Source organism: Xanthomonas citri pv. mangiferaeindicae (assembly GCA_002240395.1).
Lineage (GTDB): Bacteria > Pseudomonadota > Gammaproteobacteria > Xanthomonadales > Xanthomonadaceae > Luteimonas > Luteimonas citri_A.
Genome location: CP016836.1, coordinates 1,488,896 through 1,509,723, shown reverse-complemented (window position 1 = coordinate 1,509,723; position 20,828 = coordinate 1,488,896). Strand labels below are relative to the sequence as shown.

17 protein-coding genes and 1 pseudogene are annotated in these 20,828 nt (G+C 68.5%); 11 read left to right on the top strand and 7 right to left on the bottom strand.

Going from position 1 to position 20,828, the window contains the following annotated elements; genetic code table 11:
• Positions 1-22: 22 nt before the first annotated feature.
• Positions 23-811 carry an ABC transporter permease gene (locus BEN78_06505; protein ASR43084.1) on the bottom strand — a complete coding sequence of 263 codons (789 nt, stop codon included), beginning with the start codon at positions 809-811 and terminating at the stop codon, positions 23-25.
• A gap of 57 nt (positions 812-868) precedes the next feature.
• Positions 869-1,837, bottom strand: a complete 969-nt coding sequence (locus BEN78_06500; GenBank protein ASR43083.1) for an ABC transporter — start codon at positions 1,835-1,837, stop codon at positions 869-871.
• A 137-nt stretch (positions 1,838-1,974) separates the two neighbouring features.
• Between BEN78_06500 and BEN78_06495 the strand changes: the two genes are divergently transcribed.
• From BEN78_06495 to BEN78_06465, 7 genes are all read left to right on the top strand, one after another.
• Entirely contained in the window at positions 1,975-2,736 is a 762-nt protein-coding gene (locus tag BEN78_06495) for a ferredoxin--NADP(+) reductase (GenBank protein ASR43082.1), read from the top strand.
• Between the two features lie 34 nt (positions 2,737-2,770).
• Complete coding sequence (locus tag BEN78_06490) at positions 2,771-3,946, top strand: hypothetical protein (protein ASR43081.1); 1,176 nt, start codon at positions 2,771-2,773, stop codon at positions 3,944-3,946.
• Between the two features lie 70 nt (positions 3,947-4,016).
• Positions 4,017-4,592 carry a hypothetical protein gene (locus BEN78_06485; protein ID ASR43080.1) on the top strand — a complete coding sequence of 192 codons (576 nt, stop codon included), beginning with the start codon at positions 4,017-4,019 and terminating at the stop codon, positions 4,590-4,592.
• 9 nt (positions 4,593-4,601) lie between these two features.
• On the top strand, positions 4,602-4,802 hold the full coding sequence (locus tag BEN78_06480) for a transcriptional regulator (protein ASR43079.1): 201 nt from the start codon (positions 4,602-4,604) through the stop codon (positions 4,800-4,802).
• Entirely contained in the window at positions 4,799-6,325 is a 1,527-nt protein-coding gene (locus tag BEN78_06475; protein ASR43078.1) for a cysteine protease, read from the top strand. Before BEN78_06480 ends, BEN78_06475 begins: the two co-directional genes overlap by 4 nt.
• 46 nt (positions 6,326-6,371) lie before the next feature.
• A complete protein-coding gene (locus BEN78_06470; protein ID ASR43077.1) occupies positions 6,372-7,118 on the top strand; it encodes an ABC transporter ATP-binding protein in 747 nt (248 codons plus the stop codon).
• On the top strand, positions 7,115-8,296 hold the full coding sequence (locus tag BEN78_06465) for a sodium ABC transporter permease (GenBank protein ID ASR43076.1): 1,182 nt from the start codon (positions 7,115-7,117) through the stop codon (positions 8,294-8,296). The genes BEN78_06470 and BEN78_06465 overlap by 4 nt, the downstream gene beginning before the upstream one ends.
• Before the next feature lie 79 nt (positions 8,297-8,375).
• On the opposite strand, the gene BEN78_06460 is transcribed toward BEN78_06465, so the two are convergent.
• The 5 genes from BEN78_06460 to BEN78_06440 all read right to left on the bottom strand — a co-directional run bounded on the left by BEN78_06460 (position 8,376) and on the right by BEN78_06440 (position 13,385).
• A complete protein-coding gene (locus BEN78_06460) occupies positions 8,376-9,437 on the bottom strand; it encodes a hypothetical protein (GenBank protein ASR44961.1) in 1,062 nt (353 codons plus the stop codon).
• Positions 9,438-9,600: 163 nt separating this feature from the next.
• Entirely contained in the window at positions 9,601-10,929 is a 1,329-nt protein-coding gene (locus BEN78_06455) for a tRNA uridine(34) 5-carboxymethylaminomethyl synthesis GTPase MnmE (protein ASR43075.1), read from the bottom strand.
• Between the two features lie 102 nt (positions 10,930-11,031).
• Positions 11,032-12,738, bottom strand: a complete 1,707-nt coding sequence (locus BEN78_06450) for a membrane protein insertase YidC (protein ID ASR43074.1) — start codon at positions 12,736-12,738, stop codon at positions 11,032-11,034.
• Between the two features lie 13 nt (positions 12,739-12,751).
• Positions 12,752-13,168: a ribonuclease P protein component gene (locus BEN78_06445; protein ID ASR43073.1), complete on the bottom strand. Its 417-nt coding sequence runs from the start codon at positions 13,166-13,168 to the stop codon at positions 12,752-12,754.
• Between the two features lie 76 nt (positions 13,169-13,244).
• The gene (locus BEN78_06440; GenBank protein ID ASR43072.1) at positions 13,245-13,385 is read right to left on the bottom strand and encodes a 50S ribosomal protein L34; all 141 of its coding nucleotides are present in this window, start codon (positions 13,383-13,385) and stop codon (positions 13,245-13,247) included.
• Between the two features lie 221 nt (positions 13,386-13,606).
• Between BEN78_06440 and BEN78_06435 the strand changes: the two are divergent.
• The 4 genes and pseudogenes from BEN78_06435 to BEN78_06420 all read left to right on the top strand — a co-directional run bounded on the left by BEN78_06435 (position 13,607) and on the right by BEN78_06420 (position 20,819).
• Positions 13,607-14,952 (top strand): annotated as a pseudogene (locus tag BEN78_06435) (chromosomal replication initiation protein DnaA).
• 253 nt (positions 14,953-15,205) lie between these two features.
• Positions 15,206-16,306 (top strand): DNA polymerase III subunit beta, encoded by a 1,101-nt coding sequence (locus tag BEN78_06430; protein ID ASR43071.1) that lies wholly within the window; start codon positions 15,206-15,208, stop codon positions 16,304-16,306.
• A 102-nt stretch (positions 16,307-16,408) separates the two neighbouring features.
• Entirely contained in the window at positions 16,409-17,509 is a 1,101-nt protein-coding gene (locus BEN78_06425) for a DNA replication/repair protein RecF (GenBank protein ASR43070.1), read from the top strand.
• Between the two features lie 874 nt (positions 17,510-18,383).
• Positions 18,384-20,819, top strand: coding sequence for a DNA gyrase subunit B (locus BEN78_06420; GenBank protein ASR43069.1), 2,436 nt, complete (start codon positions 18,384-18,386; stop codon positions 20,817-20,819).
• Positions 20,820-20,828 lie beyond the last annotated feature (9 nt).

Sequence of the window (20,828 nt, the reverse complement as noted above, 5' to 3'; positions counted from 1 at the left end):
GCGACGCGGACACAGGTTTGCGTCAGCTGCGCAAGCCGACCCCGCGCTTGAGCAGGGTCAGCGCGACCACAGTGAGCACGACCACGAAGCCGAGCATCAGCGTGTAGGCCACGGTCAGCGGAATGTCCGAGGTGCCGAGCAGGCCATAGCGGAAGGCGTTGACCATGTAGAAGATCGGGTTGGCGTGGGTCGCGGCCTCGGCCCAGTCGGGCAGCAGCTTGACCGAGTAGAACACGCCGCCCAGGTACGTCAGCGGGGTCAAGATGAAGGTCGGCACGATCGCGACGTCGTCGAACTTCTTGGCGTAGACCGCGTTGATGAAGCCGGCCAGCGAGAAGATCGTGGCGCCCAGCAGCACCGTGCTCAGCGTGACCAGCGGATGGGGGATGCGCACGTGGGTGAACAGCATCGCGATGCCGAGCACGATCACGCCGACCGCAACCCCGCGCACAACCGCGCCGAGCACATAGCCGCCGAGCACGACCCAGCCGGGCATCGGGCTGACCAGCAGTTCCTCGACATGGCGGCCGAACTTCGCGCCGAAGAAGCTCGAGGAGATGTTGCCGTAGCTGTTCTGGATCACGCTCATCATCACCAGGCCGGGCACGATGAAGTCCATGTAGGACACGCCGCCCATGTCGCCGATGCGCGCGCCGATCAGGCCGCCGAAGATCAGGAAGTACAGCGTCATCGTGATCGCGGGCGGCACCAGGGTCTGGGCCCAGATGCGCAGGATGCGCACGATCTCGCGCCGGGCGATCGTGCCCAGGGCGATCAGGTTGCGGGCGGTCGTGGTGGCTTCTGTGCTCATGCTCGGCGTCTGTCGAAAGAGGGGAAGGGCGGGGAGGCCGCTGCGCGCGACCGGCGTCTACGACGCCTGATGCCCCGATCCCACATCGCGTGCGGTCAGCCGCACGAACAGTTCTTCCAGTCGGTTCGACTTGGTCCGCATCGAGCGCACACGCAACCCGGCCGCATCGAGCGCGGCGAACACCCGGTTGAGATCCATCGCGCGCGGCATGTCGATATCGAGCGTATGCGCGTCGGGTGCGGCGATCGTCACGCCGTCGATCGCCGGCAATGCGTCAGGCAAGGTGCCATCGATGTCGAGCATGAAGCCCTCGACATCGAGCTGGGCGAGCAGCGCGCGGATCGGTCCCTGTTCGACGATGCGGCCGTGGTCGATGATCGCCAGGTTGCGGCACAGCGACTCGGCTTCCTCGAGGTAGTGCGTGGTCAGGATGATCGTCGTACCCGCGGCGTTGATCTCGCGCAGTGCGCGCCACATGCCACGGCGGATCTCGATGTCCACGCCGGCCGTCGGCTCGTCGAGGATCAGCAAGCGGGGCCGGGTCATCATCGCGCGGGCGATCATCAGCCGCCGCTTCATGCCGCCCGACAGCGTGCGGCTCATCACATGCGCCTTGTCCCACAGCTGCGCGGCGCGCAGCTCGGCCTCGGCGCGCTCGGCGGCCTCGCGGCGCGGCACGCCGTAGAAGCCGGCATAGTTGACCAAGATGTCGAAGGGCTTTTCGAACAGGTTGAAGTTGATTTCCTGCGGCACCAGGCCGAGCAGGCGCATGGCCTGGTCGCGCTGGCGGACGATGTCCACGCCGAACACCTCCACGCTGCCCGCACTCATGTTGACCAACGAAGAGACGATGCCGATCAGCGTGCTCTTGCCCGCGCCGTTGGGGCCGAGCAGGGCATGGAAATCGCCCGGCGCGACATCGAGCGAGATGCCCTTGAGCGCCTCCACGCCACCGGCGTAGGTCTTGCGCAGTTCACGGACGGACAGCGCCGGCACATCGGCCGGCAGGGGGCGGCTTGGAGTCATGGGTGCGAGGGGTCCGATGCCGGCGGCCCGGGGGAGGCCTCGGCGGAAGACGCTAGTATAGGCGCCCGGTCGCACCCGGCCCCGCGATACACCGTTGCGCGGACGCGCGTCCGTTCCGCTTACGATCCGGTTGACCCGTGGCCATCCAGCATTTCCCGCTCAAGCTCACCGGCCGGCGCATGATCGCGCCCACCGTCGCCCATCTGTCGTTCATTCGCGACGACGGCCAGCCGCTGGATTTCGTGCCCGGCCAGTTCATTCAGGTGCATTTCGCCTACGCCGACGGCACGCCGACCAAGCGCTCGTATTCGCTGGCGACGATCCACGATCACGCGATGGGGCCGGGCGATGCGGTCGAGATCGCGGTCAGCTATGTGCCCGGCGGTGCGGCGACGGCCCTGTTCGAGGGCCTGGCGCTGGGCGACCACGTCCAGGCCAGTGGCCCGTTCGGCCGGTTCTGCCTGCTGCCGCAGGACAGCAACCGTCGCTACCTGCTGATCGGTACCGGCACCGGCGTGACGCCGTACCGGTCGATGCTGCCGCTGCTGGAACGGGCGATCGCCGAGCGCGGCGTGGAGGTCGTGCTGCTGCTGGGCGCACGCACGCCGGCCGAGTTGCTGTACGGCGACGATTTCCGTGCCTTCGCGCAGGCGCACCCGCAGTTCCGCTTCGTGCCGTGCTTCTCGCGCGAGCTGCCGGCGCCCGGGGACCCGCATGCGCATGCCGACGTGCGCCACGGCTACGTGCAACAGTTCGTCGGCGAGTTCGCGCCCGACGCCGACGACATCGCCTACCTGTGCGGGAACCCGGACATGGTCGATGCGGCGTTCGAGGCGCTGAAGGGCTTCGGTCTGCCGGTGCCGCGGATCCGGCGCGAGAAGTACGTCAGCAGCAAGTAGGTCGGGGGCCGCCGTGTCAGCACCGGACGCTCGATTGTCGACGCCAGCCGAGGCGGACATCGCGGCGCTGATGCCGCCTCCGCCCGATGCACCGGCGCCCAAGCGTCCCGGCTGGCGCCGCATGCTGCCGACGTTGGGCGGGATGGTCGGCGGTGTCGTGGTCGGCCTGGGCGCGGCGATGATCGGCGTCCCGCTGCTGGACGCCCTGCCGCCTGGGTCGATGACGGCGTTGCTGCTCGGCGTTGTGCTGTCGGTGTGGCCGCACATCGTGCTGCACGAGGCCGGCCACGCAGTGGGCGGTCTGTCGCGCGGCATGCACGCGATCGCGTTCGGCGTAGGACCATTCCGCTTGGAGCGACGCGACGCGCGCTGGCACTGGCGGCGGGGCGGCGGAATCCGCGGCATCGGCGGGTTTGCGGCATTGCTGCCAAGCGGCGAGCGCGGGCTGTCGCGCCTCGACCAGGCCATCTTCCTGCTCGGCGGGCCGATGGCCAATCTTGTCACCGCGGCGGTGCTGTTCGCCTGTGCGACGTGGCTGCCCATGCCGGTGCAGCTCGCGGCCGCCGGTCTGGGCAGCGCGATCGCCGCCGCGCTGATGGGCCTGGGCAACCTGCTGCCGATGCACATCGCAGGCTGGCGATCGGATGGCCGGGGGCTGTGGGACCTGCTGCGCCGGACACCCGACGCCGCGCTGCACCTGCAGATCAACCAGCTGATGGCGTTGAGCCTGGCCGGCGTGCGGCCGCGCGACTGGCCCGAGGCGTCCATCCCTGGACTGCCGGCCTCGATCGCCAGCGACGGTCTGGCGCTGAGCGGACGGATGCTGCGCCTGTCGCGCGCGATCGACCGGCGCGATGCCGCGACCGCCTGGCCCGACGCCGTCGCGTTGACAGTGGCGTTCGCGTCCGCGCCCACGGTGTCGCAAGGCCCCATCGCCGTCACGCTGGCCAGCCATGCGGCGTTGCTGGTCGGCGACCGGGCCTTGCTGGCGGCCTGGCGTCCGCGCTGCGAAGGCGGGCTGCTGGATCTTTCGCCCTACCGGGCGTGGCTGGATGCCGAGCTCGCACAGCTCGATGGCGATGCGACCGCGCTGGCGACGCACCTGGCCCAGGCGCGCGCACTGGCCGACCGGATTCCGGACGCGGCCAGCCGGACGGTCTTCGACGAGCGGCTCGAGACACTCGCTCAATCGCTTGCGCCATCTTTGTAAAGCACGCTTGACACCGCGCTTGGGGCAGCCGCATGCTGAGTGTCAAGCACACTTGACAGCGCAGACCGCCATGACCCGTTCCTTACACACCCAGCCGCTGCTGGCCGTCGCCGCGATGTTGATGGCCGCTGCGATCGCGCTGCGTCTGTTGCTGCCCGCAGTCCCCGCCTGGGCACCGGCGCTGATCCTGCTGTCGGCGGTGGTGATCGGCGCGGTCGCGATGCGCGGCGGTGCGTCCGGCTGCATGGATGCGCCGCCCGCCCTGCGGCGCCGCTACATCCGCGACATGACGGTCGGCATGGTCAGCTATGTGGTGCTGCTGTTCGCATCGTTGCTGTTGCTGCGCGCGGTGGAGACGCCGGCGCTGCGGGCGCTGATCGCGCTGCTGCCGGTCGCGCCGATCGCTCTGCTGATGCGCGCGATGCTGCGCTTCATCCGCGGCGTGGACGAGCTGCAGCAGCGTATCGAGCTCGAAGCGATCTGCATCGCCACCGCGCTGGTGTCCTTCGGCTACATGACCGGCGGCTTCCTGCAGGCGGCGGAGGTCATCGACGTGCCGGCAAGCGCCGCGATGCTGTGGGTGTTCCCCCTGGTGTGCGGCCTCTACGGCATCGCAAAATCGGTCGTCGCGCGGCGGTACCGGTAAGGGGTCGGCATGAAGAGTCGGGTGCGGGCGCTGCGCGAGGCACGGGGTTGGTCACAAGCACAGCTGGGCGAACGTCTGGAAGTGTCGAGACAGACGATCAACGCGATCGAGACGGAAAAGTACGACCCCAGCCTGCCGCTGGCGTTCCGGATCGCACGCGAGTTCGCCGAGCCCATCGAATCCATTTTCCTGTTCGAGGACGTTCCATGAGGACATCGAGGTTTTCCGTGCTGACGCTGGCCGCGGGCATCGCGCTTGCCGGCTGCAGCGGGGGCGCGCCGGTACCGGCAGACGGCGAGGCCGTCCGGCCGAAGCGAATGTTCGGGCAGATCCCCTTCCACGCCTGCACGCTGGACGGGGGCAATGCGGCAACCCGGGTCGAGGCGCAATGCGCCACCTACGAGGTGCCCGAGAATCCCGATGCGCCCGACGCCCGGCGCATCGCGCTCAACATCGCCTGGCTGCCGGCCGATGCGAAGGACGGCGGCACCGCCGATCCAGTGTTCTTCCTCGCTGGCGGCCCGGGCCAGGCCGCGACCGAACTCGCCGCGCAGATCAATGCCGGCCTGCGCGAAGTGCGCCGTCAGCGCGACATCGTGCTGGTCGACCAGCGCGGGACCGGCGGTTCGAACCCGCTGACCTGCACCGATGCCGATGGCCAGGCGCTGGAGCTCGACGCGCTGACCGCGCCCGACGACGCCGCGCTCGACGCCTATGTCGGGCGATGCCTGGCCGGCCTCGATGGTCGCGCCGATCCGCGTTTCTACACCACTGCCAATGCGATTCGCGACCTCGACACCGTGCGCGCCGCGCTCGGTGCCGATCGGATCAACCTGGTCGGTGGGTCCTACGGCACCCGCGTCGCTCAGCAGTATGCGATGGCGTATCCGCAGCACACACGCAGCATCGTGCTCGACGGCGTGGCCCCGAACGACCTGGTCGTCGGCGGCGAGTTCGCGCACACCTTCGAGGACGCGCTGGCGCTGCAATCCAAGCAATGCGCTCAGGACGCCGGATGCCGCGCACGCTTTCCCACCGATCTGCAGGCCCAGCTGCGCGGCGTGCTGTCGACGCTGCACACGACGCCCGCACCGGTGACCTATCGCGACCCGACCACCGGCGCGCAGCGCGACGGCGTGGTCACGCCGGACACGGTGACCGGCCTCGCGTTCCTGTTCTCGTATGCGCCACAGACCGCGTCGCTGCTGCCGTTGATTCTCGACGAAGCGGCGCAGGGCCGCTACGGCCCGCTGATGTCGCTGTCGCAACTGATGTACAGCAACGTCGACGGCCAGATGACGCGCGGCATGCAGTGGTCGGTGATCTGCGCCGAAGACGCAGGCCGTTACCGCGAGGACGGGCGCGTCGCCGATACGATCCTCGGCCCCGGTGTCGCGCGCATGTTCTTCGGCGCGTGCCGCACCTGGCCGATCGGCGCGCCGCCGGCCAACCACACCGCGGCCCTGCAGTCCGATGTGCCGGCCCTGCTGATGTCGGGCGAACTCGATCCAGTGACGCCACCTGCCTACGCCGAGCGCGTGCTCGCCGGCCTGCCGAACGGACGCCATCTGGTGTTCAAGGGCCAGGGGCACGGCACGTTCGCGCTCGGCTGCGCGCCCAAGCTGCTCGCGCAGTTCATCGAATCCACCGATGCCAAGGCGCTCGACGCCAAGTGCTTGGACGCGATGCGCCCGGTGCCGCCGTTCACCAGCTTCAACGGGTGGTCGCCATGATCGTGCCGCGCTTCGCGATGCCCCTCTTCCTTTCGGAGCTTCATCGATGATCACCGCCCAGCAATTGCACAAGGCGTTCAAGACCAAGGCCGGCCTGGTCCAGGCGGTCGACGGCGTGGACTTCGTCGCCGAGGACGGCCGCATCACCGGCCTGCTCGGTCCCAACGGCGCCGGCAAGACCACGACACTGCGCATGCTCTACACGCTGATGAAGCCCGACCGCGGCCAGGTGCTGGTGGACGGCATCGACGCGAGCCGCGACCCGGCTGCCGTGCGTCGCGTGCTGGGCGTGCTGCCCGACGCACGCGGCGTCTACAAGCGGCTGACCGCACGCGAGAACATCCACTACTTCGGCCAGTTGCACGGCATGAGCCAGGCCCAGATCGCCACACGCACCCAGGCGCTGAGCGACCAGTTGGACATGGGCGAGATCCTCGACCGCCAGACCGATGGCTTCAGCCAGGGCCAGCGCACCAAGACCGCGATCGCACGCGCCTTGGTGCACGACCCCCGCAACGTCATCCTCGACGAGCCGACCAATGGCCTGGATGTGATGACCACCCGCGCGATGCGCGAATTCCTGTTCAAGCTGCGCGACGAGGGCCGCTGCGTGATCTTCTCCAGCCACATCATGCAAGAGGTCGCCGCGCTGTGCGACCGCATCGTCATCATCGCCAAGGGGCGCGTAGTGGCCGCCGGCACCGCCGACGAACTGCGCGCGCGCTACGGCACGCAGAACCTCGAGGACGCCTTCGTGCGTGCGATCGGCTCGGAAGAGGGGCTGCTGGCATGAGCGCACTGCGATGGGTGTGGTGTGTGATGCGCAAGGAGCTGCTCGACATCGGGCGCGACCGGCGCACGCTGTTCATGGCGCTGCTGCTCGGCCCGCTGCTGTATCCGGTGCTGATGACCGGCATGAACGTGATGATGGAAAAGCGTGCCAAGACCGAACAGGACCGCGTTCTCGAAGTCCCGGTGCTGGGCGCGGCGCATGCGCCGAACCTGGTCGCGCACCTGGCGACGCTGGGCATCGTCGCGGTCGATGCGCCTGACGACCTCGATGCGGCCATCGCCCGACAGGACGTCGACGTCGCGATCGAGATCCCGGCTTCGTTCGCCGAGGACTGGCAGGCCGGGCGGCCGGCCACGGTCGAGGTCATCAGCGACAGCACCCAGCGCAACGCGCAGACACCGGCCACGCGGGTGCGCGCGGCGATCGCCAGCTATGGGCAGCAGGTCGGTGCGTTGCGTCTGCTCGCACGCGGTATCGACCCATCGGTGGTGCAGCCGATCGCGGTGGGCACGCGCGACATGGCGAGCGAAGAGGCCAAGCGCGGCATGCTGCTCGCGGCGCTGTTGCCGTATCTGCTGATCCTGTCGAGCTTCATCGGCGGCTCGTACCTGATCATCGATGCGACCGCCGGCGAACGCGAGCGGCAGTCGATCGAGCCGCTGCTGGCCACGCCGGCTGCACGCGGTGCGATCGTCAGCGGCAAGATGCTCGCCGCCTGCGTGATCGGCCTGTTGTCGTTGCTGCTCACATTGCTGGCATTCAAGCTCAGCGCCCAGATCGGCACCGGCATGACCCGCATGCTCGACGTCCGGCTGGCGGCGATCGGCAAGATGCTGCTGGTGCTGCTGCCGATGTTGTTCATCGGCACGTCGCTGCTGACGTTCCTCGCAGCCGCGGCCAAGAGCATGAAGGAAGCGCAGAGCCACATCGTCTGGCTGATGCTGCTGCCGATGGTTCCCACGTTCGTGCTGATCATCAATCCGATCAAGACCGAGTTGTGGCAGTTCGCGGTGCCGTTCCTGTCGCAGAACCAGCTGCTGCTCAAGATCATCCGCGCCGAGCCGATCGCGCCGCAGGTCTGGGCGGTGTACCTGCTCGCCAGCCTCGCGTTGGTGGCGGTGTTCTGGGGCCTGGCGGTGTGGCGCTACCGTCAGGAGCGGCTCGCGATCTCGGGCTGAGATCGCGCAGACGGCATGGGGCGCGTGCGTTGCACGCGCCCCCGCGTGCCCGCCGGCCACGCGCCGGTGGGCGCTTGCGTCAGTTGGCGGTCGGTGAGAAGCCGATCGTGCGGCGCGTGGTGACCGGTGCCGGCACCGGCTCGAAGCGCCAGCGTCGCACTGCGGACAACGCCTCGCGATCGAAGGTGCGGGGCGGATCGGCGCGCACGATGCGCGCGCTGCTCACCGAGCCATCGACCGCGACGGTGAACTCGACCTGCACCTCACCGCTGATGCCGGCCCGCAACGCATCCGGGGGATAACGCGGCGCCGGTGTGCTCAATGGGTGCAGTTGGACGGGGACCGGAGCCGGCGCCACTTCGGGCGGCGGTGCTTCGGTGGCCGGGGTGGGCGCCGGGCGTGCGGGTGCGGGGCGCGGCGTGTCCTGCGCTGGACGCGGGGCCTGCTGTGCGGGCGCGGGCGTCGGCGCAGACGCCGGTGCGCTGCGCGCGCCGGTGCTATCGGCCGGTGGCGGCCCCGGCAGCTGCTGTGCCGCCGAGACCTGCTGCTCGCGCTGCTGCTGTGCGCGCTCGCGCGCGATCTGCTGTTGGCGCTCGGCCTCCTGCGCGGCGCCACGCTGCTGATGCACGGCCGCTTCTTCGGCGGTGGCGATGCTGGTGCGCAACCGGCCCAGCGCCGGGTGGGTGGCATCGGCACGTTCGATCAGTCCCAGCAGTCGGCGCGCCTCGGCGAAATCGCCGCGGTCGCGGTTCTGCTCGGTGGCAATCACGGTGAGCGGCAGCAGGTCGATCAGCGCGCTGGTCGCCGCGGCGTCACCGCGCGTCTTGTCGCGCAGCGCGAGGTAGTACTCCATCGCATTCTCGCCGGGCGGAAAATACAGCCGGCTGTCCTGATACGCCTGGCCGGCCGCCTTGCGCAGATCGTCCGCCGAGAGTGCGGCCAGCGCATCGTCGGCGGCGCGTTGCTGACGCGCGGCCTGGTCGGCCGCCTGGCGGCTCACGTCCGCGGTCTCGGCCGGTGCCGCGTCGGGCTCGGGTGCCTCGTCCCGGCCCCCGCAGGCAGCCAGTCCCAGCGCCACGCACAACGCCGCGGCCAGCCCGGTCCGCGACGACACTGCGGGCGTCGATCGATTCGAGACCATCATCGTTCCCCAGGGTGCCTGTTCTTCAAAGTGCGTAGCACGCGGCAGCGCAGACGATTTGTCAACCGCGCAGGTCGGCGTGCGGGCTCCGATTGTAAGCGCGTTGGCAGCGCGTTCACCGAACATGTGCGTTTTCAGCGCGAGTGCCCGGTACTGGAACGGCCTACTTGCCGATGCAGAAGCTCGAGAAGATATGCCCCAGCAGATCGTCGGGCAGGACACGGCCGGTGATCTCACCGACCGCGTCGTGGGCCACGCGCAAGGCCTCGGCCGTCAGTTCCAGAGTCTGCGCCTGCAGCGTCGCGCGCGCCTCGTCCACCGCATCGGCGGCAATGCGCAGGGCATCGACGTGGCGCTGCCGGGCAGTGAACGCGCCTTCGCCGGTCGCGGGCCCGGCAACCTGCGTCGCCAGTGCGTCGCGCAGCGCGTCCAGGCCCGCCCCTGTGCGCGCCGAAACACGCACCACGTCATCGTCCGGGGCCGCGCCCTCGAGCAAGTCGACCTTGTTGTGCACGACCAATCGCGCTGGCACATCTTGGATGTCGCTGGCCACGGCGCGCAGGCCCACCTGCGGATCGCGCGCATCGAGCACGACGATTGCCAGGTCCGCGCGACGCAATTCGGCGCGGGCGCGGCGGATGCCCTCGCGCTCGATCGCGTCTCCGGCCTCGCGCAAGCCAGCGGTGTCGACCAAGGTCAATTCGGCGCCGGCGATGCGCACGGTTTCGTGCAGCAGGTCGCGCGTGGTGCCGGCGATCTCGGTGACGATCGCGCGCTCGCTGCCGGCCAGCGCATTGAGCAGCGAACTCTTGCCCGCGTTGGGCGGACCGACGATCACCGCATGCAGGCCGTCGCGCAGCCGGCGTCCCTGCTCGGCTTCGGCAAGCAGCACAGCCAGCGAGGCGGCCAGCGCATCGAGCCGCTCGGCCACGACATCGCCGCCGAGCGCATCGATCGGCTCGTCGGAAAAATCGATCATCGCCTCGACGTGCACGCGCAGGTGCAGCAACTCGGCGGCCAGTGCGTCGCAGCGGATCGAGAACGCGCCGTCGAGCGTGCGGCGCGCGGCCCGTGCGGCGCGCACGTCGCCGGCGGCGATCAGGTCGGCAACGGCTTCGGCCTGGGTCAGGTCGAGGCGGCCATTGAGGAACGCGCGTTCACTGAACTCACCGGGCCGCGCGAGCCGCGCGCCGAGCGCGCGGCACCGGGCCAGCACCTGCTGCAGCACGACTGGACTGCCATGGCCCTGCAGCTCGACCACGTCTTCGCCGGTGTAGCTGGCCGGGCCGGCAAACGCAATCGCGATGCCGTCGTCGAGTGTCTCGCCATCATCATTCTCGAACCGCACATGGTGGGCGTGGCGCGGCCGCAATATCCGGCCGCACAGCGCCTGCGCGATCTCGGACGCACGCGGCCCCGAGAGCCGCACGATGCCGACGCCACCAGCGCCGGGCGCAGTGGCGATCGCAGCGATGGTGTCGGTCGACGGCATCCACGCCTCCTCAGAACCGGGGTCAGAGTGGATTTTCGAAGAACCAGGGGCAGAGTGGACATCCGCGAAGAAATCCACTCTGACCCCGGTTTTGGTGGGTGCTCAGGCCTTGGCCGGCGCCTCACTGTAGCGCTTGATCATCCACCACTGCTGCAGCAGGCCCAGGCCGCCGTTGGTGACCCAGTACAGCACCAGGCCCGAGGGGAAGAAGATCATGATCACGCCGAAGATCAGCGGCATCAGCTGCATGATCTTCTGCTGCATCGGGTCGACGCCGACCATCGGCGTGAGCTTCTGCGTCGCCCACATGATCGCGATGTTGAGCACCGGCAGGATGAAGTAGGGATCGCGCGCGGTCAGATCCTGGATCCACAGCATCCACGGCGTGTGGCGCAGTTCCACCGATTCGAGCAGCACCCAGTACAGCGCGAAGAACACCGGCATCTGCAGCAGCACCGGCAGGCAGCCGCCGATCGGGTTGATCTTCTCCTTCTTGTACAGCTCCATCATCGCCATCTGGAACTTCTGCTTGTCGTCCCCGTAGCGTTCCTTGAGCTGGGCGATGCGCGGCTGGAACTTGCGCATCTTCGCCATCGACTTGTACTGGGCGACCGACAGCGGATAGAGCGCGAGCTTCACCAGCAGCACCAGGCCGATGATCGACCAGCCCCAGTTGCCGATCAGGCCGTGCAGCTTGGCCAGCACCCAGAACAGGCCTTCGCCGAGCATCGCGAACAGGGTGAAGCGGCTGTAGTCGACGACGCGGTCGAGACCACGCACGCCCTGCGCCTTGATCAGGTCGACCTGCTTGGGTCCGATCCACAGCCGGGCGCTGGTGGCGGCCTGCTGACCGGCGGCGACCGAGATCGGCGGACCGAGCTCGCGGATCAGGTAGCGCGGCGCGCCCGTGCTGCGATCGACCTGCATCGAGATCGTGCTCGCATCGTCGGCACGCGGAATCCAGGCGCTGAAGAAGTGGTGCTGCGCCATCGCGATCCACACCTGGGTGTCCTTCGCGTTGAGCGGGCCGTCGCTTTCGAAGTCGCCGAGCTGGCGGCGGCTGTAGCCGATCTCGCTGCCGAACCAGGTCGCACCGACCAGGCTGTAGGACTCGGGATTGGTCATGCCGCGCTTGACCGCAGGTGCGGTCCGGATCAGCTGGCGATAGGCAAAGCCCTGCCACGGCGCGCTGCCGGCGTTGACGATCTCGTCGCGCACTTCGATCGCGTAGTCGGCGCGCGAGAACACAAAGTTGCGGCGGATGGTGACGCCGTCGGCACCGGTCCACACGAACGGCACCACCAGCGTGCCTTCGCCATCGGCCAGCGTGTAGGACGTGGCCTGGCCTTCGGGCACGAACGCACCCTCGTGGCTGGGCGCGGCATTGTTGCCGCTGACCCAACCGGCCTGCGCGGCGTAGTAATGCAGCGGATCGGTGTCGAGCATGCGCACCGGCGGGCTGTCGGCGTCACGGGTCTGCGGATAGGTCAGCAGGTCAGCCTCGACGACGTTGCCACCATCAAGCACGACGCGCAGCACATCGGTCTGCACCACCACGCGGCGCGCCGCGGCGGCGGCACTGGTCACCGGCGCCGAACTCGCACCGGGCACGGTGGGCGCCGCGGTCGCGGCCGGCGCCTCGGGGACGGCGGCGCCCGGCGCCTGCGGCGTCGGCACGGTCGGCGAGGCGTTGGCGGCACTGGTCTGGGCCGGCTGCGCGGCAGCCGCCTTCTCCTTGCCCCACTCCATCCAGAGCAGCACGGCGACCATCAGCCAGGCGAGGATCAGGAAAGTACGGATCTGGTTCATCAGGCGGGCAGGCTCATGCGCCGGGCGTGGCCGGCGTGGATGGAATCGGGGAAGCGGGCATTGTGCCGACCGGGGCGGCCAGCGGCAACGCGCGCGCGCGCCGCAGCGCGGAGATAAAGGCAGTGCGCAGCGCGGCGTTGTCGGCGCCGGCCGCGGGCGGGCGGGCGACGACGACATAGCTGCCGGGCTTCAACTCGGCCTGCAGCAGCCGGAACTGGTCGCGCAGCACGCGCTTGATGCGGTTACGGCCGACCGCACGCTTGTCGACCTTGCGCGAGACCGCCAGCCCCAGACGCGCCGGGCCGGGCTCGGGCAACAGGTGCACGGCCAGCAAGGGCGACGCGGTTCGCGTTGCGCTGGCGAAGATACGATCGAAATCGGCACGCGCGCGCACGCGCATGTGCCGCGGGTATCGGGCACCTGCGTTCATCGGGATGGCGCGGTGGACGGAACGGCGCGCGGCGGGTCGCGGCGCACCGTTCCGGCAGGAAGCATCCTGGCGGCGATTAGGCCGAGAGGACCTTGCGGCCCTTGGCGCGGCGACGGGCCAGGATCTTGCGGCCGTCGGCAGTCGCCATGCGGGCACGGAAGCCGTGGTCGCGCTTGCGCTTGAGGTTGCTGGGTTGGTAGGTGCGCTTGGTAGCCATGGTGACGCCTTCTGGGGCAACGCGACGAAAAGGAACCGGAAATTCTAGCGGCGCCGTGCCGGGCCGGTCAAGTCGGCCTTCCGACACGCGGCGGGCGTGCCGCCGCGTCGCAGGGCGAGTGCCGACAGCGACATGGTAGTCTGCCAGCCCTCTTTCCCGGTGCCGGAAGTCGCGCGGCTGCGCGACGGCCGCACCGTACTTTTTGGTCGATTGCGCGCCCTATGGATGTCTGGCCCCGCTGCCTCCAACGCCTCGAAGCCGAGTATCCGGCCGAGGAAGTCCACACCTGGCTCAAGCCGCTGCAGGCCCGGGCCGATGCGCAGGCCACCGTGCTGTACGCGCCGAATGCGTTCGTCCGCGACGAAGTGCAGGCACGCTACATGCCCCGCATCCGCGAGCTGCTGGCTCATTTCGCCGGCCATGACGAGGTGAGCCTGCAGGTCGGGTCGCTGCCGCGCGCCGCCGCACCGCCGCCGCCGCAAGCCGCCCCCGCGCCGTTCGGCGAGGCCCGTGCGAGCACGCCCGCTGCGCCGATCGAGGCGTTCGCCGGCAACATGGACAGCCATTACACCTTCGACAACTTCGTCGAAGGCCGCAGCAACCAGATGGGCCGGGCCGCAGCCTGGCAGGCCGCGCTCAAGCCGGGCGACCGCGCGCACAACCCGCTGCTGCTCTATGGCGGCACCGGCCTGGGCAAGACCCACCTGATGTTTGCCGCCGGCAACGAGATGCGCCGGCAGAACCCCGCGCGCGCGTGCTGTACCTGCGCTCGGAGGAGTTCTACAGCGCATTCTTCCGGTCGATCCAGGAGAAGACGTCGGACCAGTTCAAGCGCCAGTTCCGCCAGATCGATGCGCTGCTGATCGACGACATCCAGTTCTTCGCCGGCAAGGACCGCACCCAGGAAGAGTTCTTCCACACCTTCAACACGCTGTTCGACAGCAAGCAGCAGATCATCATGACCTGCGACCGCTACCCGCGCGAGGTCGAGGGCCTGGAGCCGCGGCTCAAGTCGCGACTGGCCTGGGGCCTGTCGGTGGCGATCGACCCGCCCGACTTCGAGACGCGCGCGGCGATCGTGCTCGCCAAGGCCGCCGAGCGCGGCACCCAGGTGCCCGACGACGTGGCGTTCCTGCTGGCCAAGAAGATGCATTCGAACGTGCGCGACCTCGAGGGCGCCCTCAATACGCTGGCCGCACGCGCGAACTTCATGGGCCGGGCGATCACCGTCGAGTTCGCGACCGAGACACTGCGCGATCTGCTGCGCGCCCAGCAGCAGGCGATCAGCATCGCCAACATCCAGAAGGTCGTCGCCGACTACTACGGCCTGCAGATCAAGGACCTGCTGTCCAAGCGCCGTACGCGCTCGCTGGCGCGGCCCCGGCAGGTGGCGATGGCGCTGTCCAAGGAGCTGACTGAGCACAGCCTGCCGGAGATTGGCGAGGCCTTTGCCGGTCGCGACCACACGACGGTGCTGCATGCCTGCCGTCAGATTCGCACCCTGATCGAAAGCGACGGCAAATTACGCGAGGATTGGGACAAGCTGATCCGCAAGCTCAGCGAGTAAGCTGCGCAAATCCGGGGACTGCACAACACCGGGACGCGCAGTGGACAGCATGTGGACAATTTCGGACCTGCAAACTTGTCCACAGCTTGATCCACTTCTCCACAGGCGCTGTCCACCGAGTTTGAAGGCCGGAAATAGTGTTAGAAATCAGCAGCTTAAATGAGATATCACCCGGTTTTCGCTGCTTCCAGCTCCACCTTTTTTAGATTTATAACCATCTTAAGAAAGCACGGCTCAAGGGGATAACACCGACATGCGCTTCAGTCTGCAACGCGAAACCCTGCTCAAGCCGCTGGCCCAGGTCGTCAACGTCGTCGAGCGGCGTCAGACCCTGCCCGTGCTGGCGAACCTGCTGGTCCAGGTCCAGGATGGCCAGCTGTCGTTGACCGGTACCGACCTCGAAGTCGAGATGGTCTCGCGCCGCGCCGTCGACGACGCGCAGAACGGCGAGACCACGATTCCGGCGCGCAAGCTGTTCGACATCGTTCGTGCGCTGCCCGATGGCAGCAAGGTCGCGATCTCGCAGTCGGGCGACAAGATCACGGTGCAGGCTGGCCGCAGCCGCTTCACGCTGGCGAGCCTGCCGGCAGGGGACTTCCCGTCGGTGGATGAGGTCGAAGCGACCGAACGCATCGCAGTGCCGGAAGCCGCACTCAAGGAACTGATCGAACGGACCGCGTTTGCGATGGCGCAGCAGGATGTGCGCTACTACCTCAACGGCCTGCTGTTCGACCTGGGCGAGACCCGCCTGCGTTGCGTGGCAACAGACGGCCACCGATTGGCGCTGTGCGAGACCGAGCTCGAAACGGCGGTGCAGACCAAGCGCCAGATCATCCTGCCGCGCAAGGGAGTGACCGAGCTGCAACGCCTGCTCGAGGGGGGCGACAAGATCCTGGAGCTGGAACTTGGCCGCAACCACCTGCGGGTCAAGCGCGACGATGTGACGTTCACCAGCAAGCTGATCGACGGCCGTTTCCCCGATTACGAGGCGGTGATTCCGATCGGCGCCGATCGCGAAGTCGCGGTGGATCGCGAACTGCTGCGCGCCGCGCTGCAGCGCGTGGCTATCCTGTCCAACGAGAAGTACCGCGGCGTGCGCGTCGAGGTGTCGCCGGGGATGCTGCGGATCAACGCGCACAACCCCGAGCAGGAAGAGGCGCACGAAGAGGTCGAGGCGGACACCAAGGTCGACGAGCTTGCGGTCGGGTTCAACGTCAACTATCTGCTCGATGCGCTGACGGCGCTGCGCGGCGAACAGGTGATTCTGAAGTTGCGCGATGCCAACTCCTCGGCACTGGTGCGCGAGGCGGCGGACGAGCGCAGCCGCCATGTTGTGATGCCGCTGCGTCTCTGACGCCCGGTCTATCATGCGCGGGCCCGCCCGACGCAATGTTTCACGTGGAACAAGCGCCCGGCCATGCCGGGCGTTTTCCGTTTCCGACCTCACAGGACCTGCGTGCAGCTCACCCGTCTCGATCTTGGCCGCGTAAGGAACCTGGACGCGGTCTCTCTGGCGCCGGGGCCGCGCTTGAACCTGCTGCTCGGCGCGAATGGGGCCGGCAAAAGCAGCGTACTCGAGGGCCTGCATTTGCTGGCCTATGGCCGCAGCTTCCGCGGCCGGGTCCGTGACGGCCTGATTCAGCGCGGTGCCGATGCATTGGAGGTCTTTGCTGAGTGGGAACCGGATCCCACGCGCCCCGAGCATCGGCGGCGCGCGGGTCTGCGCCATAGCGGGCAGGCGTGGACGGGACGCCTGGATGGTGCGTCCGTGAGCCAACTCGGCGAGTTATGCGCGGCGCTGATGGTCGTGACCTTCGAACCCGGCAGCCACGCGCTGATTTCCGGGGGGAGCGAGATTCGCAGGCGTTACCTCGATTGGGGGCTGTTCCACGTGGAACATGACTTCTTGGGGCAGTGGCGGCGGTACGCGCGGGCGCTGCGCCAGCGCAACGCGCTGTTGAAGGCCGGCGTCGGGGGATCACAGCTGGACGCCTGGGACCACGAGCTTGCGGATGCGGGCCAACCGCTCGATCTGCGCCGCGAAGCCTATCTGGTCCGGCTGCAGGCGGCATTGCAGCGGATTGCGGCGGTGCTGGCGCCGGCGCTGGGCGAGGCGACGCTCTCGTTTCTGCCCGGGTGGCGCAGGAACGACTTGTCGCTGGCGGACGCGCTGCTGGTCGCGCGCGACCGCGATCGTGCGCTTGGCCACACGTCCGTCGGCCCACACCGCGCGGACTGGCGGATCGGATTCGAGGCGCGGCCCGAGCAGGGCTTGCTGTCGCGTGGCCAGGCGAAGCAGGCCGCCTTGTGCTGCCTGCTGGCACAGGCCGCGGATTGCGCAGACGCGGCGGCTGGACGCTGGCCGGTCGTGGCACTCGACGACCTCGCTTCGGAACTCGATCGTGATCACCAGCGTCAGGTGCTCGAGTTTCTGCACGCTGCAGATGCGCAGGTCCTGCTGACAGGCACGGAGCAGCCTCCGCACTGGCCGGTGGCGCTCCTGGAGGAGGCCCGTGTGTTTCACGTGGAACACGGCAGGGTCGAAAGCGTCAGCTGAGCCCAAGTTGCCCAGCGACCTCGGTTGCCTGTCGCACAGGTGATGTTCCACGTGGAACCATGCTGTGTGGGCCAAGCGCGAGGTGTGTTTCACGTGGAGTCTCATCGAGCGCTTTCGCTTCGCCGTGTGCACGGCTGTCCAAGCGGGATGCTGTCGACCCTCTTCCCCCGATCGGGTGCCACACATGGCCGCGGGGGCAGCGTCGTTGCGGCAAGTGCTCGACTCGAAGCACCCATGCCTCGTTCCTCGCATTTCGCATCCCGGGCTGGGGCGGGGCGATCGCCGTGGCCGCCGCCACTGCACGCCGCTGCTTCCGGGCCCGCGCAGGGACGCCGATCGCGGATCGCGCGAGCGAATGGCGCCGCCTGCGCCCGACTGGCCGGCCGGCTGGAAGCGACAGTGGACGCGCGGCAACGCAGAGCAGCGACGCTTTGAAGGTGCCCTAGCAGGTGTAGGCCCTACCGTAAGCCGCGCACCGCATCTGTCGGCGTCGCCCCCCGCCCATGCAGCCCGGTCGATCCCGCTTTGAGGTCCCACCGCAGTCGCTTGCCCGATCACGACAGAGGGTCGTTATGCGGCAGCCACTCTGCGTCGGGGCGGTGGTCAGGGCTTAGACAAAGACTCGCATTCGACCCAGCATGCGCTCGCCCTGCCGCTTCCCGTCTCTCCGTCTTACCGCGATCGCCGGCAATACGCCGATCACCAGCGGCGCGATTCGACGCCGTTGAACGCAAAGGTTCCACGTGGAACCACCCCGGGGGGCAGCAGGGGTGGGGTGGTATGATGGCCCTCTATGCCGGCCTGTTCGACCGCCGCATGTCGCCTCGCGGCGCTTGCGCGTCGCGGACCGCGCGCCTGCCAGACAGCGAATCGAATGAGCGACGAGACCATCCCCGGCGGCGCCCCCGCCAATACCGATTACGACTCCAGCCGGATCACCGTGCTGCGCGGCCTCGAGGCCGTTCGCAAGCGGCCAGGCATGTACATCGGCGACGTGCACGATGGCACCGGCCTGCACCACATGGTGTTCGAGGTCGTGGACAACGCGATCGACGAAGCGCTCGCCGGCCATGCCGACGAGGTCGTCGTGACGATCCACGAGGATGGCTCGGTCTCGGTGTCGGACAACGGCCGTGGCATCCCGGTCGACATCCACAAGGAAGAGGGCGTGTCGGCCGCGCAGGTCATCATGACCCAGCTGCACGCTGGCGGTAAGTTCGACGACAACAGCTACAAGGTCTCCGGCGGCCTGCATGGCGTGGGTGTCTCGGTCGTCAACGCGCTGAGCGAGAAGCTCACGCTCGACATCTGGCGCGACGGCTACCACCACCATCAGGAGTACGCGACCGGCGAGCCGGTCGCGCCGCTCGAGCGCCGCGAGCCCTCGACCAAGCGCGGTACCACCCTGCGCTTCTGGCCGGCGGTCGCGACGTTCACCGACGTCACGTTCCATTACGACATCCTGGCCCGCCGCCTGCGGGAGCTCTCGTTCCTCAATTCCGGGGTCAAGGTCACGCTTGTCGACCTGCGTGGGGAAGGGCGGCGCGATACCTACCAGTACGAAGGCGGCATCCGCTCGTTCGTCGAGCACCTCGCCCAGCTCAAGACGCCACTGCACCCGAATGTGATCTCCGTCACGGGCGAGCAGAGTGGTATCACCGTCGATGTCGCGCTGCAGTGGACCGACGCGTACCAGGAAACGATGTTCTGCTTCACCAACAACATCCCGCAGAAGGACGGCGGCACGCATCTACAGGGTTTCCGCGCCGCGCTCACGCGCACGCTGACGCAGTACATCGAGCACAACGGCATCGCCAAGCAGGCCAAGGTCGCGCTGTCGGGCGACGACATGCGCGAGGGCATGATCGCGGTGCTGTCGGTGAAGGTGCCCGACCCGAGCTTCTCGTCGCAGACCAAGGAAAAGCTGGTCTCGTCCGAAGTGCGCCCGGTCGTCGAAAGCGCGTTCGGCCAGCGGCTGCAGGAGTTCCTCGAGGAGAACCCGAACGAGGCGCGTGCGATCGCAGGCAAGATCGTCGATGCCGCGCGCGCGCGCGAGGCCGCGCGCAAGGCCCGCGACCTGACCCGCCGCAAGGGCGCGCTGGACATCGCCGGCCTGCCGGGCAAGCTTGCCGACTGCCAGGAGAAGGACCCGGCGCTGTCGGAACTGTTCATCGTCGAGGGCGACTCGGCCGGCGGTTCGGCCAAGCAGGGGCGCAATCGCCGCAACCAGGCGGTGCTGCCGCTGCGCGGCAAGATCCTCAACGTCGAGCGCGCGCGCTTCGATCGCATGCTCGCGTCGGCCGAGGTCGGCACGCTGATCACCGCGCTCGGCACGGGTATCGGCAAGGACGAGTACAACCCCGACAAGCTGCGCTACCACCGCATCATCATCATGACCGACGCCGACGTCGACGGCTCGCATATCCGCACGCTGCTGCTGACGTTCTTCTACCGGCAGATGCCCGAGCTGATCGAGCGCGGCCATGTCTACATCGGCCTGCCGCCGCTGTACAAGATCAAGCAGGGCAAGAACGAGCTCTACCTCAAGGACGACGCCGCGCTCGACGCCTATCTGGCCGGCAATGCGGTCGAGGGCGCGCAGTTGATTCCGGCCGCTGGCGAACCGGCGATCGAGGGTATCGCGCTGGAGCGTCTGCTGCTCGATTTCGCCGCGGCCAAGGAAGCGATCGCGCGCAACGCACACCGTTACGATCCGGCCGTGCTGGAGTTGCTGCTCGACGCCGCGCCGCTGTCGGGCGATGCCGAGGCCGCGCAGGATGCATTGCGTGCGCTGGAAGGGCGCCTCAACCAGTCCGGGCTGGGCCGTCCGCGCTACCGGTTCTCGGTGCAGCCGGCCAACGAATCGCGCGGCGCCGTGCTGACGATCGAACGCCAGCACATGGGCGTCGACCTGATCCAGATGGTGCCGCTGGCTGCGCTCGAAAGCGGTGACCTGCGTGCGGTCGGCGAGGTCGCGCGCCAGCTGCACGGCCTGATCCGCGAGGGCGCGCAGATCGTCCGTGGCAATCGCGCCCAGCCGGTGAAGTCCTTCGCCGGCGCCCAGGCGTGGTTGCTTGAGGAAGCCAAGAAGGGCCGGCAGATCCAGCGCTTCAAGGGCCTGGGCGAAATGAACCCCGAGCAGCTGTGGGACACCACCGTCAATCCCGAAACGCGACGCCTGCTGCAGGTGCGGATCGAGGACGCCGTGGCGGCCGATGAGATCTTCAGCACGCTGATGGGCGATGTCGTCGAGCCACGCCGCGCCTTCATCGACGACAACGCGCTCAAGGTCGCCAACCTCGACGTCTGAGGGCCGTGA